Source organism: Actinomadura roseirufa, assembly GCF_900659635.1.
GTDB lineage: Bacteria > Actinomycetota > Actinomycetes > Streptosporangiales > Streptosporangiaceae > Spirillospora > Spirillospora roseirufa.
On record NZ_CAACVB010000169.1, the window covers coordinates 1 to 17122 of the forward strand.

At 73.0% G+C, this 17122-nt stretch carries 19 protein-coding genes; 11 read left to right on the forward strand and 8 right to left on the reverse strand.

Going from position 1 to position 17122, the window contains the following annotated elements; all coding sequences use genetic code 11:
- The 7 genes from E1291_RS28315 to E1291_RS28345 all read left to right on the forward strand — a co-directional run.
- Positions 1 to 577: D-sedoheptulose-7-phosphate isomerase (locus E1291_RS28315; RefSeq protein ID WP_131741137.1), on the forward strand; the 577-nt coding region annotated here is incomplete at its 5' end.
- Positions 574 to 777, forward strand: coding sequence for a HypC/HybG/HupF family hydrogenase formation chaperone (locus E1291_RS28320; RefSeq protein WP_131741138.1), 204 nt, complete (start codon positions 574 to 576; stop codon positions 775 to 777). The genes E1291_RS28315 and E1291_RS28320, both read left to right, overlap by 4 nt.
- Positions 774 to 1493 (forward strand): D-sedoheptulose-7-phosphate isomerase, encoded by a 720-nt coding sequence (locus E1291_RS28325; protein ID WP_131741139.1) that lies wholly within the window; start codon positions 774 to 776, stop codon positions 1491 to 1493. Before E1291_RS28320 ends, E1291_RS28325 begins: the two co-directional genes overlap by 4 nt.
- On the forward strand, positions 1493 to 1765 hold the full coding sequence (locus E1291_RS28330) for a HypC/HybG/HupF family hydrogenase formation chaperone (protein ID WP_131741140.1): 273 nt from the start codon (positions 1493 to 1495) through the stop codon (positions 1763 to 1765). The genes E1291_RS28325 and E1291_RS28330 overlap by 1 nt, the downstream gene beginning before the upstream one ends.
- Positions 1765 to 2889, forward strand: coding sequence for a hydrogenase formation protein HypD (gene hypD, locus E1291_RS28335; RefSeq protein ID WP_131741141.1), 1125 nt, complete (start codon positions 1765 to 1767; stop codon positions 2887 to 2889). The genes E1291_RS28330 and hypD overlap by 1 nt, the downstream gene beginning before the upstream one ends.
- A complete protein-coding gene (hypE, locus tag E1291_RS28340) occupies positions 2886 to 3953 on the forward strand; it encodes a hydrogenase expression/formation protein HypE (protein ID WP_131741142.1) in 1068 nt (355 codons plus the stop codon). Before hypD ends, hypE begins: the two co-directional genes overlap by 4 nt.
- Before the next feature lie 57 nt (positions 3954 to 4010).
- A complete protein-coding gene (locus tag E1291_RS28345) occupies positions 4011 to 4475 on the forward strand; it encodes an HIT family protein (RefSeq protein WP_131741143.1) in 465 nt (154 codons plus the stop codon).
- On the opposite strand, the gene E1291_RS28350 is transcribed toward E1291_RS28345, so the two are convergent.
- A complete protein-coding gene (locus E1291_RS28350) occupies positions 4472 to 5017 on the reverse strand; it encodes a peptidoglycan-binding domain-containing protein (protein WP_131741144.1) in 546 nt (181 codons plus the stop codon). The two genes, E1291_RS28345 and E1291_RS28350, sit on opposite strands and share 4 nt — an antisense overlap.
- Before the next feature lie 214 nt (positions 5018 to 5231).
- On the opposite strand from E1291_RS28350, the gene E1291_RS28355 reads away from it, so the two are divergent.
- Entirely contained in the window at positions 5232 to 6032 is an 801-nt protein-coding gene (locus tag E1291_RS28355) for a transporter substrate-binding domain-containing protein (protein ID WP_131741145.1), read from the forward strand.
- 48 nt (positions 6033 to 6080) lie between these two features.
- On the opposite strand, the gene E1291_RS28360 is transcribed toward E1291_RS28355, so the two are convergent.
- Positions 6081 to 9569, reverse strand: a complete 3489-nt coding sequence (locus tag E1291_RS28360) for an indolepyruvate ferredoxin oxidoreductase family protein (protein ID WP_131741146.1) — start codon at positions 9567 to 9569, stop codon at positions 6081 to 6083.
- Between the two features lie 103 nt (positions 9570 to 9672).
- Between E1291_RS28360 and E1291_RS28365 the strand changes: the two genes are divergently transcribed.
- Positions 9673 to 10167, forward strand: coding sequence for an Lrp/AsnC family transcriptional regulator (locus E1291_RS28365; RefSeq protein ID WP_131741147.1), 495 nt, complete (start codon positions 9673 to 9675; stop codon positions 10165 to 10167).
- On the opposite strand, the gene E1291_RS28370 is transcribed toward E1291_RS28365, so the two are convergent.
- From E1291_RS28370 to E1291_RS42295, 3 genes are all read right to left on the reverse strand, one after another.
- Complete coding sequence (locus E1291_RS28370) at positions 10164 to 10769, reverse strand: DUF4360 domain-containing protein (protein ID WP_165495317.1); 606 nt, start codon at positions 10767 to 10769, stop codon at positions 10164 to 10166. The genes E1291_RS28365 and E1291_RS28370 overlap by 4 nt on opposite strands.
- A 443-nt stretch (positions 10770 to 11212) precedes the next feature.
- Positions 11213 to 11530 carry a hypothetical protein gene (locus tag E1291_RS28375; RefSeq protein WP_131741149.1) on the reverse strand — a complete coding sequence of 106 codons (318 nt, stop codon included), beginning with the start codon at positions 11528 to 11530 and terminating at the stop codon, positions 11213 to 11215.
- Positions 11523 to 11699 (reverse strand): hypothetical protein, encoded by a 177-nt coding sequence (locus E1291_RS42295; protein ID WP_165495316.1) that lies wholly within the window; start codon positions 11697 to 11699, stop codon positions 11523 to 11525. Before E1291_RS42295 ends, E1291_RS28375 begins: the two co-directional genes overlap by 8 nt.
- Positions 11700 to 11742: 43 nt before the next feature.
- Between E1291_RS42295 and E1291_RS28380 the strand changes: the two genes are divergently transcribed.
- Complete coding sequence (locus E1291_RS28380) at positions 11743 to 11967, forward strand: hypothetical protein (RefSeq protein WP_207400986.1); 225 nt, start codon at positions 11743 to 11745, stop codon at positions 11965 to 11967.
- 3 nt (positions 11968 to 11970) lie between these two features.
- The gene (locus tag E1291_RS28385) at positions 11971 to 12441 is read left to right on the forward strand and encodes an NUDIX hydrolase (protein WP_131741150.1); all 471 of its coding nucleotides are present in this window, start codon (positions 11971 to 11973) and stop codon (positions 12439 to 12441) included.
- A 37-nt stretch (positions 12442 to 12478) separates the two neighbouring features.
- On the opposite strand, the gene E1291_RS28390 is transcribed toward E1291_RS28385, so the two are convergent.
- From E1291_RS28390 to E1291_RS28400, 3 genes are all read right to left on the reverse strand, one after another.
- Positions 12479 to 13555, reverse strand: a complete 1077-nt coding sequence (locus tag E1291_RS28390; RefSeq protein WP_131741153.1) for an acetate/propionate family kinase — start codon at positions 13553 to 13555, stop codon at positions 12479 to 12481.
- Positions 13555 to 15915, reverse strand: a complete 2361-nt coding sequence (locus E1291_RS28395) for a phosphoketolase family protein (RefSeq protein ID WP_131741151.1) — start codon at positions 15913 to 15915, stop codon at positions 13555 to 13557. The genes E1291_RS28390 and E1291_RS28395 overlap by 1 nt, the downstream gene beginning before the upstream one ends.
- A 131-nt stretch (positions 15916 to 16046) precedes the next feature.
- A partial coding sequence (locus E1291_RS28400) for a gamma-glutamyltransferase (protein ID WP_131741152.1) occupies positions 16047 to 17122 on the reverse strand: 1076 nt, incomplete at its 5' end.

Below are 17122 nucleotides of genomic sequence, written 5' to 3' on the forward strand. Positions count from 1 at the left end.
GCAGACCGCCGCCGCCCCGGGCGCCGCGCTCGCGGAGGCCGCCGGCACCGTCGCCGCGGCCTGCCGGGCGATGGCGGCGCGCTTCCACCGGGGCGGGCGGCTGTTCACCTTCGGCAACGGCGCCGCCGCCACCGACGCCCAGCACATCGCGGTCGAGTTCGTCCACCCGGTGGTCGTCGGCACGCGGGCGCTGCCCGCGCTGTCGCTCACCGGCGACGTCGCGACGCTCACCGGCGTCGGCGCCTCCGCCGGGCTGGCCGAGGCGTTCGCGCACCAGCTCGGCTGCTTCGGCGGCCCGGACGACATCGCGCTCGGCGTCTCACCGGACGGGCGGTGCGCCGGCGTCGTCCGCGGGCTCGAACGCGCGCGGTCGCTCGGGATGCTGACGGTGGCGCTCGCGGGCGGCGACGGGGGCGACCTCGCCCGCGGCGGCGCCGCCGACCACCTGCTGACCGTCCCGTCCGGCGACCCGCGCGTCGTCAAGGAGGTCCACGTCACCGCCTACCACGTGCTGTGGGAGCTCGTGCACGTGTTCCTGGACCGGCCCCGCCTCCTCGCCGAGGACGTGGTGGCGTGACGGGCTGCACCGGCGACCACTGCGTCACCTGCGCCGACGAGGCCGTCGCGGTCCGCGTCGTCCGGCTGCTGGACGACGGCCTCGCCGACGTGGACGCCGGGGACGGGCGGACGGAGCGGATCAGCGTGGCACTGGTGGACGCCGCCGCCGGCGACACCGTCCTCGTCCACGCGAAAGAGGCGATCGGGGTCGTCGGATGAGCGACACCGGGCTGCGGCGGCTCTACCCATTCCTGGACGACGGCGGCCCCGGAAACGGCGGCTCCGGAAACGGCGGCACCGCGAACGGCGGAACCGCCGGCGCCCGGGAGGCCGAGGCCGTCCTGGCGGAGGTCCGGCGGTCCACGGCCGCGAAGGCGGCGGAGATCGTGCGGCTGCGCGAGACCGTCCTGCGGCGGTGCGCCGGGGAGCTCGCCGCCTGCGCCGCGGACCTGGCGCGGGCGTTCCGGGCCGGTGGCCGGCTGTTCGCGTTCGGCAACGGCGGCAGCTCCACCGACGCCCAGGACGCCGCCGCGCTGTTCGTCAACCCCGGCGGCCCGTTCGAGCCGCTGCCGGCGCTCGCGCTGACCACCGACGTCGCCGTCGTCACGGCCCTGTCCAACGACGTCGGGTTCGAGGTCGTGTACGCGCGCCAGCTCGCCGCGTTCGCGCGGCCGGGCGACATCGCGCTGGCGGTGTCGACCAGCGGCGACTCCGACAACCTGATCGCGGCGCTGCGCGAGGCCGTGCGGCGCGGGATGGTCACGGTCGGCCTCGCCGGGGGCACCGGCGGGCGGATGGCCGAGACGCCCGGCCTGGACCACCTGTTCGTGGTGCCGTCGCCGTCCGTGCACCGCGTCCAGGAGACGCAGACGACCATCTACCACGCGCTCTGGGAACTGACCCAGTCGGCGCTCGACACAGCGGAGGCGCACTGATGTGCCTGGCGATACCGGGCGAGATCATCGAGATCCCGCCGGACCGGCCCGCGCTGGCCACCGTCGAGGTCAGCGGGGTGCGGCGGGCCGTGAACATCGGCCTGCTGGAAGGGGAGGGCCTCGCCGCCGGCGACTGGATCCTCATCCACGTCGGCTTCGCGCTCTCCCGCATCGACGAGGACGAGGCGCGGGCCACCCTGCGGCTCCTCGAAGGACTCGGCGACGCCTTCGACGACGAGATCGACGCCCTCCGCGAATCGAGGATCGGCTGATGCGCTTCGTCGACGAGTACCGCGACGCCGGGAAGGCGCGGGCCCTGGCGGCGTCGATCGCGGCGCTGTGCGAGCCCGGCCGCTCCTACACGTTCATGGAGGTGTGCGGCGGCCACACCCACACCATCTACAAGCACGGGCTGGAGGACTACCTGCCCGAGTGCGTCACGCTGGTGCACGGGCCGGGCTGCCCGGTCTGCGTGATCCCGATGGGGCGCGTGGACGACGCGATCCACCTCGCGTCCCGGCCCGAGGTGATCATGACGTCCTTCGGCGACATGATGCGCGTGCCGGGCGGGCGCGGCTCCTTCCTGGACGCCAAGGCCGCGGGCGCCGACATCCGGATGGTGTACTCGCCGCTGGACGCCCTCCGGATCGCCGAGCGCGAACCCGGCCGGCAGGTGGTGTTCATGGGGATCGGCTTCGAGACCACCGCGCCGTCCACCGCGATGACCGTGCTGCGCGCCGAGGCCGCCGGGATACGGAACTTCTCGGTGTTCTGCAACCACGTGACGATCCTCCCGGCGATCAAGGCGATCCTCGACTCGCCCGACCTGCGGCTGGACGGCTTCATCGGCCCCGGTCACGTCTCGACCGTCATCGGCTGCGAACCGTACCGGTTCATCGCCCGCGACTACGGCAGGCCGCTGGTCGTCGCCGGGTTCGAGCCGCTAGACCTGCTCCAGTCGATCCACATGCTGCTCGTCCAGCTCGCCGAGGGCCGCGCGGACGTCGAGAACCAGTACGGCCGCGTCGTCCCCTGGCACGGCAACGCCAAGGCGCTGGACGTCATCGGCGCGACGATGGAGCCCCGCCCCTACTTCGAGTGGCGCGGTCTCGGCTTCATCTCGCACTCGGCGCTGCGGCTGCGCGACGCCTACGCCGGTTTCGACGCCGAACGCGTCTTCGACGTGCCCGGCGGGCGGGTCGCCGACCCCAAGGCGTGCCAGTGCGGCGAGGTCCTGAAGGGCGTCCTGAAACCCTGGGAGTGCAAGGTCTTCGGGACGGCCTGCACCCCGGAGACGCCGATCGGCACCTGCATGGTGTCGTCGGAGGGCGCGTGCGCCGCCTACTACAACTTCGGCCGGTTCACCCGCGAGCGCGTCAGGGAGGCGACCCGATGAACCTCCGCGAGGAACAGGTCCTGGAGCGGATCGACCGGGCCCGCGCCCGCAAGCCCCGGGTGCGCGAGGAGCACATCACGCTCGCGCACGGCGCGGGCGGCAAGGCGACCCGCACGCTCATCGAGGCGGTGTTCCTGGAGGAGTTCGCGAACCCGCTGCTCGACCCGCTCGACGACGCGGCGCGGTTCACGGTGAACGGCGGCGACCTGGCGTTCACCACCGACTCCTCCGTGGTCGCCCCGCTGTTCTTCCCCGGCGGCGACATCGGCGACCTCGCCGTGAACGGCACCGTCAACGACCTCGCCGTGTCCGGCGCGACCCCGCTGCACCTGACCGCCGGGTTCATCCTGGAGGAGGGCTTCCCGGTCGCCGACCTGCGCCGCGTCACCGCCTCCATGCGCCGGGCCGCCGAGGCGGCCGGGGTGGACATCGTCGCCGGCGACACCAAGGTCGTCCAGCGCGGGAAGGCCGACGGCTGCTACATCAACACCGCGGGCGTCGGGCTCGTCCACGCGCCGCCGTCCGGCGACCTCCGTCCCGGGGACGCGGTGCTGGTCACCGGGCCGATCGGCGAGCACGGCGTGACGATCATGCTGGCCCGCGGCGAGCTGGACCTGCACGCCGACCTCGCCTCCGACACAGCGCCGCTGAACAGCCTGCTCGCCGACCTGCGCGACGCCTGCCCCGGCGCGATACGCAAGATGCGGGACGCCACGCGCGGCGGCGTCGCGACCGTGCTCAACGAGATGGCGTCCGGGGCGGGTCTCGCCGTCGTGGTCGACGAGGACGCGGTCCCGGTGCGGCCCGCCGTCCGCGGCGCGTGCGAGCTGCTCGGCATCGACCCGCTGTACGTCGCGTGTGAGGGCCGTGCCGTGGTCGTCCTCGCGCCGGACGCGGTGGACGCCGCCCTGGCCGCGCTGCGCTCCCACCCGCTCGGCGCGGACGCCGCCGTCATCGGCCGGGTCAGGGAGGACCCGCCCGGCCTCGTGCTGCTGCGCACGTCCTTCGGGGGCACCCGGGTCGTCGACCTCCTCGTCGGCGACCCCCTGCCCCGCATCTGCTAGCCGTTCCGTCCCGGGGGGGGGCTCACGGGGGACGGCCGCCCCGTACCGTCCTGTGTCATGACCGCCGTCCCGGATTGCCTGAGCTGTGAGCACGAGGCCCGCTGGGAGTCACTGCCCCCGCGTGACCGCATCGCCCGCGATGCGCACTGGCGGCTTTCCCACGCTTTCGGCACGGATCTGCCCGGCTGGCTCGTGCTGGTGCCGCGCCGTCACGTCACTTCGGTCGCGGAGCTGACCGACGCCGAGGCGGCGGCTCTGGGGGACTGGCAAGTGCGCTCGTCGCGCGCGCTCCAGGCCGTCGTCGGATGCGTCAAGACCTATGTCGCGCAGTTCGCGGAGGCGGAGGGGTTCGCGCACGTCCACTTTCACATCGTGCCGCGTATGGGCGACCTCGCCGAGGAGTTCCGGGGGCCGCGGGTCTTCGGGCTGCTGGGCCGGGACGGGGTCGCCCCCGCGCACCGCGACGAGCTCGCCGTCGAGCTGCGCCGATGGCTGGAGGCGGCCCGGCCAGACCCGGACTAGGCGCCGGCCGGGGTGGAGACCAGCTTGTTGTAGGTGCGGATGTCGGGGACGCCGGTGGCCGACAGGCCGTGGTTGGCCTGGAAGCGGATCAGCTTCTTCTTGGTACGGGCGCCGTGGTAGCCGGTGATGGGCAGGTCGTCGCTGTAGCGCCACTTGTTCAGCAGCACCTGGAGCGCCTTGACGCAGTCGTTCCGCTGGCCGTACCCGGTCGGGGCGGCGTGGTAGACGAAGGACTGCCAGGTGTAGGCGCCGACGTTGCCGTCCGCGCCCCAGGGGAGGTAGTTCCGCTGGAAGGCGAGCACCGCGGCGCGGGTCTTCGGGCCGAAGTGCGAGGGGGTCGCGACGCGGTGGCCCTCGCAGTTGAGGAACCACTGCGCGGCGCGGACGTTCTCGCTCGTCTGGCCCTGCCGCAGGACCGGCCAGACGCCGCTGCCCGGAGCGTAGGTCCGGGTGTCGGCGGAGGCCGGGGAGGCCAGCGCGGTGCCGCTCGCGAGGACGCCGGCGGCGACCAGACCGGTGATCGTGAGGCGCTTGACGTTCATTCCGTTTCCTTCCGTCCCTTGCTGTCTACGGTCGATTAGAGGGGTCGTGACCTGCGGTTGTTCGGTGTTTGGCCATGTTGCGCCAGCGGGGAACCGGCGGGTCCCGGCGGGAATCAAAGGCCCGACGCGGGGCCGGAGTTGACTGTGGCCGCGAAGCCGGGATCATTTCCCTGACGACCGGCCCTCCGTGCGCCGGACGAGGACGGGAGGGCCGATGCGCCTGCTGGCGGTGATGGTCGTGCTGGCCGGGCTGCTGACCGGCTGCGCGGGACGGCAGGAGAGGTCGCTGCTGGACGGCGACACCATCGTCACGGGCGTCCGGACCGACCTGCCGGGGCTGGGGTTCCGGCGCCCCGACGGCACCTTCGAGGGCTTCGACATCGACGTGGCCCGGTACATCGCGCACAGCCTGGGGAAGAAGATCCGGTTCGTCCCGGCGCTGTCCGGGGACCGGATCGGGCTGATCACGAATGGTCAGGCCGACATGGTGCTGGCGACCCTGTCGGTGACCCCCGAGCGCAAGACCGAGATCGGCTTCGCCGGCCCGTACTACGCGTCCTACCAGGACATCCTGGTGCGGTCTGCGGAGCGGGCGCGGACCGTGCGCGACCTGAAGGGGAGGCGGTTCTGCGGGGTGAAGGGCTCGGACCCCGTGAAGCGGATGCTGGCCGTGCACGGGATGACCGCGACCGTCACCGAGGTGCCCGACTACGGCCGGTGCATGCAGCTCATCCGCGCCGGCACGGTGGACGCGATCACCACCAACGACGTGATCCTGGCCGGGCTGATCCGGCAGGCGGGCGGCGGGTTCCGGCTCGTCAACACGCGGATCAGCGAGCAGAACACCGGCATCGGCATCCGCCGCGGCGACCTCGACGGATGCGAGGCGCTCAACCGCGCGATCACCCGCATGTACCAGGACGGCACCGCCGCCCGGCTCGTCGGCAAGTGGTTCAAGGGCACCGGCCTGGACGTCTCGACGGTCGAGATCCCCCAGTTCGAGGGCTGCCTGTGAAGTGACGCGCCGCCCGGTCGGCGCCGCCGCCGGCCGGGCGGCGCGTCCTCACACGCGGGCCGCGGCCCCGGTCCGCGCGGTCCGCCAGGTGGCCAGCAGCTCGCCGAGCCGCTCCCGGTAGCCGGCGATGTTCGCGGTCTTGACGTCCTCGTAGCCGCGGATCAGGTCCGGCAGCTCCGCGATGCGGACCGCGAGGTCGTGGCCGTCCTCGTCGAGCCCGGCGGTCAGCTCCCCGACGACGGCCAGGTACTCGGTGACCAGGCGGCGTTCGGCGCGGCGCTGCGCGGTCGCGCCGAACGGGTCGAGGGGAGTACCGCGCAGCCGGCGCATCGCGCGCAGCGCGTGGAACGCCGGGCGGGCCGTCCGGCCGAGCGCGATCTTCCGGTCGACGCCGAGCGCCCGCAGGACCGGCGGGTGCAGCATGTACCGGACGGTCGAACCGGGCCCGAACCGCTCCTCGACGCGGCGGGCCAGCTCGGGGTCCAAGTGCAGGCGGGCCACCTCGTACTCGTCCTTGTAGGCCATCAGCTTGTACAGGTTGCGGGCGACGGCCACCGCGAGCCGCGGGTCGTCCAGGCCCGCCGCGCGCTCGGCGGCGGCGACCCGCAGGACGACGTCCAGGTAGCGCTTGGCCAGCGCCAGGTCCTGGTACGCGGCGAGGTCGGGGACGCGGACGCCGAGCACCCGGCCCAGCTCGCCGCCGGTGCCCGCGGCGGCGAGCAGCCGCCGCGCGGCGGGCGCCGTCGCGTTCAGCGGGCGCGCCACCGGCGCCGGCGCCGTCGTACCGGCGGCCCGGTCCGGTTCGAGGACGAGGCGCCGCCCGGCGCGGAACGCCTGCACGTTGGCCTCGACCTGGACGCCGTTGAGGGCGAGGGCCTCCTCGATCGAGGCGGCCGACAGGGGCAGCAGGCCCGACTGGTAGGCCGCGCCGACCACGACGAAGTTCGCCGTGGTGGTGCTCCCGAACCACCGCTCGGCGAGCGCGAGCGCGTCCAGGGCCACGAGCCGGTCGCCGTCGATCGCGTCCGCGATCGTGCGCAGCAACGTGGCTCCCGGCGGCGGCGCCGCCGACGTGTCGGTGATCATCCGGCCGGTGGGGACCTCGCTGGTCGACACGATCGCGGCGGTCCGGCCCGGCGCGCAGCGGCGCAGGTTCGCCTGCGAGGTCCCGGCGAGCGTGTCGAACACCAGGTAGGCGTCGGCGCCGCCGGCGCCGACCATCCCCGGCCGGTCGCGGTGCGCGGCGCCGATCCGCAGGTGCGACACCACCGCGCCCGCCTTCTGGCTGAGGCCGGTCTGGTCGAGGGCGCGGGCGTGCCCGCCGCCGAGCAGCGCCGCCGTCGCGAGGACCTGGTTGACGGTGACGACGCCCGTCCTGCCGATGCCGACGAGCAGGACGTCCGCCTCCGCCGGGCGGGCGGCGGGCTCGGGGAGCGCGCCGATCGGCTCCAGCGCCGGGCGGGCCGCCCTCCGCTCGCCCGGTATCACCGTGAGGAACGACGGGCAGTCGCCGTCCAGGCAGGAGTAGTCCTTGTTGCAGGACGTCTGGTTGATCTGCGTCTTGCGGCCGAACTCGGTCTCGACCGGCTCCACGCTCAGGCAGTTGGACGCGGTGCCGCAGTCGCCGCAGCCCTCGCACACCGCCTCGTTGATCAGCACGCGGGCCACCGGGTCGGGCGCCTGGCCGCGCTTGCGCTTGCGGCGGGTCTCGGCGGCGCACGCCTGGTCGTACAGCAGCACGGTCACGCCCGGAACCTCGCGCAGCTCGCGCTGCACGGCGTCGAGGTCGTCGCGGTGCCGGACGCGGACCCCGGGCGCCCACGCCGTCCCGCGCGGGTACTTGGCCGGGTCGTCGGCGACCACGACGATCCGCGCGACGCCCTCGGCGTGCAGCATCCGGGTCACCGCGGCCGGGTCGGCGGCGCCGTCGGCGTCCTGGCCGCCGGTCATCGCGACGGCCGCGTTGTAGAGCAGCTTGAAGGTGATGTTGGTTCCGGCGGCGACCGCCTGCCGGACGGCGAGGCTGCCCGAGTGGAAGAACGTGCCGTCGCCGAGGTTCTGGAACATGTGCGCGGTGTCGCTGAACGGCGCGGCGCCGACCCACATCACGCCCTCGCCGCCCATCTGCGTGGTGCCGATGCTGCGGTCGTTGAAGACCGTCATGACATGGCAGCCGATCCCGCCCGCCGCGACCGACCCGTCCGGGACGGTCGTGGAGCGGTTGTGCGGGCAGCCGGAACAGAAGAACGGCGTCCGCGCGGACCCGAGCAGCGTCAACGCCGGCTTGCGCGGCCGCAGCGCCGGGTCGCGCAGGTCGAGGTGCTCCTCGCCGAGCCGCGCGGCGAGGAACCGGGCCAGGGCGCGGACGATCCGGTCGGCGTCCAGGCCGCCGTCGGCGGGGACGAGCGCCGCGCCGTCCGGGCCGCGCTTACCGAGCACCGCGGGACGCTCGGCCAGGTCGTACAGGGCGTCGCGGACCTGCGTCTCGACGAACGCACGCTTCTCCTCGACCACGACGATCTCGCGGAGCCCGCGCGCGAACTCCCTGATCCGGTCCCGGTCGAGCGGGTGGATCAGGGCGAGCCGCAGCAGCCGGACGCCGCGCCGGGCGAGGGCGTCCTCGTCCAAGCCGAGCCGGTCGAGCGCCTCGCGCAGCTCCAGGTAGGTGCGCCCGGCGGCGACCAGCCCGACCGCGGCGTCACCGGCGGCGCCCTCGATCCGGTCCAGGCCGTTCGCGGCGGCGAACGCCGTCGCCGCCCGCAGCCGCCCGTCGAGCACCTCGGCCTCCAGGCCGGTGGTGTCCTTGAGGTCGACGCCGGGCCTGCGGGTCGGCTTCCAGGGCCTGCCCCGCCACGCGAACTCCGGGACGACGGGGCCGGGAACTGGCTCCACGTCCACGGTCTCCAGCGAGTCGGCGACGTCGGTGACCAGCTTGAACCCGACCCACGCGCCGCTGAAGCGCGACATCTCGAAGCCCGCGCGGCCGAGCCGCAGTACGTCCGCGACCGAGCCGGGGACGAGCACCGGCATGAACGCCTCGGCGAGCGCGCCCTCCGTCGCCGACGGCAGGGTCGAGGACTTGCACGACGGGTCGTCGCCGACCACCGCGAGCACCCCGCCCCGCGCGGACGTGCCGAGCCAGTTCGCGTGCTTGAACGCGTCCAGGGAGCGATCCACCCCCGGCGCCTTACCGTACCAGAGGCCGAAGACGCCCTCGTAGCGCGGCCCGGGCAGGTGCTCGACGAGCTGCGAGCCGTACACGGCGGTGGCGGCCAGCTCCTCGTTCACGCCGGGCGTGAACCGGATGTCGTGCTCGCCCAGCAACCTCGCCTCGCGCATCAGCTGCTGGTCGAGGCCGCCGAGCGGCGATCCCCGGTAGCCGGAGACGAACCCGGCGGTCGTCCAGCCCCGCCGGGCGTCCGCGCGCCGCTGGTCGAGCAGCAGCCGGACGAGCGCCTGCACGCCGCCGAGGGCGACGCGCCCGCGCTCCAGTTCCAGCCGGGCACGGAGCGGAGAGGAGGAGAAGGTGCTGGTCATTCCTGCATTGAGCCCGCGCCGCTGAGCGGTGTGCAAGATGGCGGCGCGATAATTGAGCGGATTGCTCAAGTAAGCACCGAGTGACGTCCCGGAGGTGAGCGATGTGACGCGCCCCACTCTGCTCGACATCCAGATCCTGCGCCGGCTGGTCGACCAGCCTCGCATCGGCGTCACCGAGCTGGCGGCCCGGCTCGGCATCGCCCGCAACACCGCGCACGCGCGCGTGGAGCGGCTGGAGCGCGAGGGCGTGATCTCTCACCGGGGCCGCGAGGTGGACCTCGGCGCCCTCGGCTTCGAGCTGACCGCGTTCGTGACCCTGGAGGTCGCGCAGGGCCGGATCCACGAGACCGCGGCGGCGCTCGCCACCATCCCCCGCGTCCTGGAGGTCCTCGGCGTCACCGGCCAGGGCGACCTGCTCGTCCGCGCGGTCGCCCCGAACGGCACGCAGCTCCACGGGGTGATCGACTCGATCCTCGGCTGCCCCGGCGTCCGCCGCAGCACGACCTCGATCGTCCTCACCCACCAGGTTCCGTTCCGCATAGGCCCGCTCCTGGAAGACGAGGAGAACCGCGCCAAGGAGCGAAAGCCCAACGCCTAGCGACGTCCAGTCTCAGGGCAGCGTGTCCAGTAGAGGAAGTAGCTGGAGCCGTAGTCACTGGAAGTGCGGGTGAAGTCCATATAGCTGGCCGTGGACTTGTCGGAGGTGCCGGGGTCGACCCCGAGCTCGGTGGTGATGACGATATCGCCCGGCAGGTCACAGGGCTTCATAGTGAAATAGGGGAGGTCGTCGATACCGCTGAGATTCCATGGGCGGTGGAACGGCCCTGGAATTTTCTCGTCCCTGCCCCTGGCTCTCTGACCGGGGTAGAGGAACCTGCTTTTCAGCGAGCCGGTGGCGCCCTCCTCGATGGAGGCGGCACCACGATGACCCGCGCTGACGATTCCGTAAGTGAACTCGGGTGGATAGGTGATCCGGAGAGTGACCCGGCAGTCCGCGCGGACCGGGGTCCGCGGCTCCCGGGAACCGGTGACCGCCAGGTATTTGTCATAACTGACAAAAATGGTCTTGATGTCAGTGGTGACGGCCACACTCCCGGGCCGGCAGCCAGAGCCGCTGAGGGCCGCCACGGAGAGGTGGACGCTCCCGTCCGGTGGGTCTTCCTGAGCGGCGGAGGCAGGAGCCGGGGTCAACGCGGTCACGACGAGCACGGCACCGAAGGCCGCTGCGGCCGTACACCTGGCATACGTCATGGGAGCCTCAGGGGGAGCGGATGAGTCAGGAGTCCTTGAGGTGGTGGAGATCGGCGGGGGTGAGGACGAGCCGGAGGCCACTGGGCATGATCATTGATCGTTTCCCATTTGACCCATTTTGTTTGTATCCCACTCCGCTCCGGACCGGAAGCGCGCCGCCGATAAAGGCCATCCGTATGCCGTGTCGCGGGCGCGGAGCGAGGGGACCTGAACGCGGACGTCGCGCGAGGAGACGGTGACCAGGCAGTTTCCAGGGGTGGACCGAGACGGACGCGGCGTCGGGGCCGGCTTGCGCGGAGTCGACGGCCTCACGCGCAAGCCGTTCAAGTGCGCAGGTCGGCCGCCCTGCGGCTCGGTCGGCGTCGCGCCGATCCCGACGGCTCGCGCTGCGCCTACGCGCGAGGCAGGTTCAGCGCCGCGCCGATCACCTCGGCCGCCTGCTCGGCGGTCGCGCCGACCTGCTCCCCGTGGTCGGGTTCGCCATACCAGACGTAGGCCGACCGGCTCCGCGACCACAGGACGTACCGGGGCCCGGCACCGGAGCGGATCAGGTACAGCACACTTCCGCCGCCCGGACGGCGCGCATAGACGCCGGAGAACCGCCTCGTCAGCAGGGCCGCCAGCTCGTCGAGACGCTCGGCCGGTGATGCGGACGCAAGGGGATCCGCCGCCTCACCCGTCCCTCCGCGCCCACGCTCGACCTCACTCACCCGCGCCGCCCTGATCCATCGGAGCGCCCAGGGCCGTCGCCACCGCGAGAGCCGCGTCGACGATGTGGTTCGCCTCCGCGATCGGCTTGCTCCAGCTCGTCCAGAACCACAACCGGTCGCCGTCGTCCCGGCGCGGCTCGCACGTGATCGTGTCGGCCGGGCATGGCATCGAGACTCGTTGTCGTGTGGCTCTTATGCACTATGCCCCGCTAATGGACGCTCCGGGCGTTGAGGTGCATCAGCATGCGACGACGCTCTACAACTCGATCTACCGGGGTGATGACCGTATGCTCGTCAATGCGCATGTGTTCGGGATGAACGCCTATGGCGCGCCGCTTTGGCATCTTCGCCGCGAGTCGGAGGGCGGTGTTTTTGACCGCTACGCCGAGAGTTTTGGTGCAGTATGGGCGCTCTCTCGACGAGCGATCAAGGAGTGAACGATGACGCGTATCGAGTACTACGACGACCCGGCGGCACCGGCCCCGAACTCCATGGTCGTCGCCGCATCGGCCGTCATCGCCGACCACGAGGGCAAGATTCTCATGCAGCGGCGCGCCGACTCGGGTCTCTGGGCGCTTCCAGGCGGCGGGATGGAGATCGATGAATCCCTGCCCGACGTAGCCGTGCGGGAGGTCAAGGAGGAGACCGGATACGAGGTCGAGATCACCGGCCTGGTCGGCACCTACACCGATCCGCGCCACATCATCGCCTACTCGGACGGCGAGGTTCGGCGACAGTTCAACGTGTGCTTCAAGGCCCGGCTGACGGGTGGGGACCCGCTGATCAGCGACGAGTCCCTTGAAATTCGCTGGGTGCCGGTCAACGAACTGGACGAGTTGCCGATGCACGACACCCAGCGTCTCAGGCTCCGCCACTACCTCGAAGAACGTGACCAGCCGTATCTCGGTTAGTCATCGCGCCAGACCGGTTACAGATACCCCCTCGGGTTCAGGTTTCGGGGGAGAGGACGCGGCGGACTTCGGTGGCTATTTCCAGGTCTTCGCGGGCGGTGATGACGAGGGTCCGGACGGCGGCGCCATCGGCTGTGATCTCGGTGTCGCCGTCCGCTGCGACGTTGCGGTCGTGGTCGACGGAGGTGCCGAGGAAGGCGAGGTCCTCGGCGAGGCGGCGCCGGACGGCGGGGTCGTGCTCGCCGACGCCGCCGGTGAAGACCAGCGCGTCCAGGCCGCCGAGGGAGGCCGCCATCGCGGCGGCGCAGGCGCGCAGGCGGTGGTGGTAGACGTCCAGCGCGGCGAGGGCCGTCGCGTCGCGGGCCTCGGCCAGGGCGCGGACGCGGCGCATGTCGCCGGTCCCGGCGAGGCCGCGCAGCCCCGACTCGCCCTCCAGAGCGTCGTTGACCTCGCCCGGCGAGATCCCGTGCTTGATCAGCCACAGCGGGATGCCCGGGTCGATGCTCCCGGCCCGCGTCCCCATGACCAGGCCCTCCAGCGGGGTGAAGCCCATCGTCGTGTCGACCGACGCGCCGCCCGCCACGGCGGCGAGCGAGGCGCCCGACCCGAGGTGACAGACCACCATCCGCAGTGCCGCCGGGTCGGTGCCGAGCATCTCGCCCGCCCGGCGGACGGCGTAGGAGTACGACAGCCCGTGGAAGCCGTAGCGGCGCAGCCCGAACCGCTCCCGCCACGCGGCGGGCAGCGCGTACGTCGCCGCGGCCTCCGGGAGGCCGGCGTGGAACGCCGTGTCGAAGCACGCCACCGCCGGGACGCCGGGCAGGACGGCGGTGATCTCGGCGAGCGCGTGCAGCGAGGCGGGCTGGTGCAGCGGCGCGAGGTCGGCCAGCTCGCGCAGCCGCGCGGTGACCGACTCGTCCGCGAGCACCGGGCCGGTGAAGTCGGTGCCGCCGTGCACGAACCGCACGCCGATCGCGTCCGGTGCCGGCATGCCCTTGACCAGCGGCGCCATCTCGTGGCCGGCGCCGGAGTCCGCCGCGGCGACCGTCCCGTCGGGGTCGAGCAGGCTCAGCTTCAGGCTGCTCGACCCCGGGTTGACCGTCAGCACGCGCATCAGTACGCCCACGTCCAGTCGCGGATCTCGGGGGCGTCCTCGCCGTGTTCGCGGGTGTGGGCGCGCAGTTCCAGGCGCTTGTCGGCCATCCGCTGGCGGATGTGCGCGACCCGGCCGCCGAGGGAGGGGACGCGGTCGATGACGTCCATGACCAGGTGGAAGCGGTCCAGGTCGTTCAGCATGACCATGTCGAACGGCGTGGTGGTCGTCCCCTCCTCCTTGTAGCCGCGGACGTGCAGGTTGTGGTGTCCGGCGCGGCGGTAGGTCAGCCGGTGGATCAGGTACGGGTAGCCGTGGAACGCGAAGATCACCGGCTTGTCGGTGGTGAACAGCGCCTCGTACTCGGCGTCCGGGAGGCCGTGCGGGTGCTCGCCGGGCGGCTGGAGCCGCATCAGGTCGACGACGTTCACGATCCGGACGCGCAGTTCGGGGAACAGCTGCCGGAGCAGGTCGGCGGCGGCCAGCGTCTCCAGGGTCGGGATGTCGCCCGCGCACGCCAGGACGACGTCGGGATCGAGTCCGCCGTCCGTGCTGGCCCACTCCCAGATGCCGATGCCCCGCGTGCAGTGCGCGACGGCCTCGTCCATCGACAGCCAGTTGAGGGCGGGCTGCTTTCCGGCGACGACGACGTTGACGTAGTCGCGGGACCGGAGGCAGTGGTCGCCGACCGACAGCAGCGTGTTCGCGTCCGGCGGCAGGTACACCCGGACGATCTCCGGCTTCTTGTTCAGCACGACGTCGAGGAAGCCCGGGTCCTGGTGGGTGAAGCCGTTGTGGTCCTGCCGCCACACGTGCGAGGACAACAGGTAGTTCAGGGACGCGACGGGCCGCCGCCACGGCAGGCCGCGGGTGACCTTCAGCCACTTGGCGTGCTGGTTGAACATCGCGTCCACGATGTGGATGAACGCCTCGTAGCTGTTGAACAGGCCGTGCCGCCCGGTGAGCAGGTAGCCCTCCAGCCAGCCCTGGCACAGGTGCTCGCTGAGCACCTCCATGACGCGGCCGCGCGGCGCCTGGTGCTCGTCGGTCGGGTAGCGGTCGCCCTGGAAGACGCGGTCGGTGACCTCGAACACGTCGCCGAGCCGGTTGGAGGCCGTCTCGTCCGCGCCCATGATGCGGAAGTTGTCCGGGTTCGCCGCCACGACGTCGCGCAGAAACGCCCCGAGCAGCCGCGTCGGCTCCGACGTCGTCGTCCCCGGCTTGCCGACCGGGGCGGCGTAGCGGCGGAAGTCCGGCAGGATCAGCGGGCGCAGCAGCGAGCCGCCGTTGGCGTGCGGGTTGGCGCTCATCCGGCGCGGGCCCGCGGGCGCGAGCTCGCGGAGCTCCGCGACGGGCCGGCCGTCCTCGTCGAACAGCTCCGCGGGACGGTACGAGCGCAGCCACTCCTCCAGCTGCGCCAGGTGCGCCGGGTCGTCGCGCACCCCCGCGAGCGGGACCTGGTGCGACCGCCACGTCCCCTCCACGGGCAGCCCGTCGACCTCCTTCGGGCCCGTCCAGCCCTTCGGCGACCGCAGGATGATCATCGGCCAGCGGCGGCGGCCCTCCGCGCGGCCCGACCGCGCCGCGTCCTGGACGGCGGCGATCTCGTCCATCGCCTGGTCCAGAGCGGCGGCCATCTTCCGGTGCATGGACGCGGGCTCGTCCCCGCTCACGAGGATCGGGTGGTACCCGTAGCCGTCGAACAGCTGGACGAGCTCCTCCTCCGGGATCCGCGCCAGCACCGCCGGATTGGCGATCTTGTACCCGTTGAGGTGCAGGATCGGCAGCACGGCGCCGTCGGTCACCGGGTCCAGGAACTTGGTGGAGTGCCAGCTCGCCGCGAGCGGACCCGTCTCCGCCTCGCCGTCGCCGACGATGCACGCGACGACGAGCCCGGGGTTGTCGAACGCGGCGCCGAAGGCGTGCGCCAGCGAGTAGCCGAGCTCGCCGCCCTCGTGGATCGACCCGGGCGTCTCCGGCGCCACATGGCTCGGGATCCCGCCGGGGAAGGAGAACTGCCGGAACAGCCGCGCCATCCCGCGCTCGTCCTGCGACACGTCCGGGTACACCTCGCTGTAGGTGCCCTCCAGCCACGCGTTCGCGACCGCCGCGGGCCCGCCGTGTCCCGGGCCCATGATGTAGATCATGTCCTGGTCGCGCGCCCTGATCACCCGGTTGAGATGCGCGTAGGCGAAGTTCAGGCCGGGCGAGGTGCCCCAGTGCCCGAGCAGCCGCGGCTTGATGTGCCCGCGGTCGAGCGGCTCGCGCAGCAGCGGGTTCGCCAGCAGGTAGATCTGCCCCGCCGACAGGTAGTTGGCGGCCCTCCAGTACGCGTCGATCCGCCGTACTTCGTCGTCGGTCAGCGCGACACCCTCGGTCATGACGCGGTCCCGTCCCTTCGTCGTCGGGTCTGCGGCCGGGGGTTCCCATCCCCCGGTTCACCTTCGACAACCTTCGCGTCGAACGCACCGCCGGGGCAGGGCCGAAGGTCCCCCCGGAGGGGGACTCCGGGTCAGTAGCCGAGGGCGGCGGCGTGGGAGGTGCGGGGCTCGGCGGCGCCGCGCAGGCCGCCGGTCGGGTCGGTCTCGATGACCTGCGCCTCGCCGAACCCGTCGTCCTCGGTGGCGGCGCGGACGAGGTGGCCGTAGCCGGGCAGGTCCCGCGTCCACGCGGCGGGGACGCCGTGTTCGAGGTCGAGCCGGATCGGCGAGCGGCCCTGCCAGGTCTCGAACAGGCCGAGGCCGGTGGCGAGCCGCCAGCGGGGCGCGGCGAGCGCCTCGTCCGGCGGCGTGCGGTGCGCGAGCATGCGCACGAGGAGCTGCAGGCCGATCTGCGGCTGCAGGTCGCCGCCGGTGCAGCCGAGGACGGCGCGCAGCGCCCCGTCCGGGCGGGTGACCAGCACCGGGACGAGCGTGTGCGGCGGGCGGCGGCGCGGCCCGTACTCGTCCGGGCGGCCCGGCGCGAGCCCGAAACCGATGCCGCGGTTGTGCAGGTTGATGCCGGTCCCCGGCTCGAAGAGCAGCGAGCCGAGCCCGTTCGCGTTGGACTGCAGCAGCGAGACGGCCATGCCCCGCTCGTCCACCGCGCAGACGCACGTGGTGTCCGCGGCCATGATCGCGCCGCGCCGCCGCCAGTGCCGGGCCGGGTCGATCGCCGCGCGCAGCGACCGGATCCGCTCCGGGTGGACGAGCGCGTCGCCGTCGGCGTCCTCGTGCAGCACCTCGGCCCGGTCGTCGGCGGCGGCGAGGACGGACTCGGCGAGCAGATGGGCCCAGGACGCCTCGTCCGGCGCGCGCGGCAGGCCGAGGCCCGCGGCGAGGGCGACGGCGAGCAGCAGCACGTAGCCCTGCGAGTTCGGCGCGGCCGTCCAGACGTCGTGGCCGAACGCGCGCACGCGCAGCGGTCGGTGCCAGTGCGCCTCGGGCTCGGCGAGGTCGGCGGCGGTGTACAGGCCGCGGCCGAGGCGGAGCAGGCCGTCGCCGAACTCGCCCTGGTAGAAACCGGCGCGGCCGTCGGCGATGACCGCGCGCAGGGCGCGCGCGACGCCGGGCCGCGCGACGATCTCGCCGGGGCGGGTCGGCCACGCCG